1 protein-coding gene is annotated in these 455 nt (G+C 65.1%); it reads right to left on the bottom strand.

From position 1 onward, the window contains the following. Positions 1–455, bottom strand: a 455-nt coding sequence (locus AC3A6P_RS36110) for an acyl-CoA dehydrogenase family protein (RefSeq protein ID WP_487697460.1), incomplete at both ends; no start/stop codon positions are given.

Raw genomic sequence — 455 nt, forward strand, 5'->3', positions numbered from 1 at the left:
GTGGTCGGCGAACCCTTGATCCCGAGCTTGCGCTCCTTCGGCCCGACAGTGAACCCCTCGTCGTCTTTGTGAACAACGAACGCCGAGATGCCGTTGGCGCCCTTGTCCGGGTCGGTCACCGCCATCACCGTGTACCACGACGACTTGCCACCATTGGTGATCCACGCCTTGGTGCCATTGAGGATCCAGTCCTCCCCGTCGGCCTTGGCACGCGTGCGCATCCCGGCCGCATCACTGCCCGCCTCACGCTCAGACAACGCATAGGAGGCCATGGCACCGTTCACCAGATCCGGCAGCACCGTCTTCTTCAGATCCTCCGAACCCCGCAGGATCAGCCCCATGGTGCCCAGCTTGTTGACCGCCGGGATCAGCGACGCCGAGGCATCCACGCGAGCCACCTCTTCGATGACGATGCACGCCGCCACCGAATCCGCGCCCTGGCCGCCGAACTCCTC

It is taken from the genome of Mycobacterium sp. Soil_C_30, from assembly GCF_057656995.1.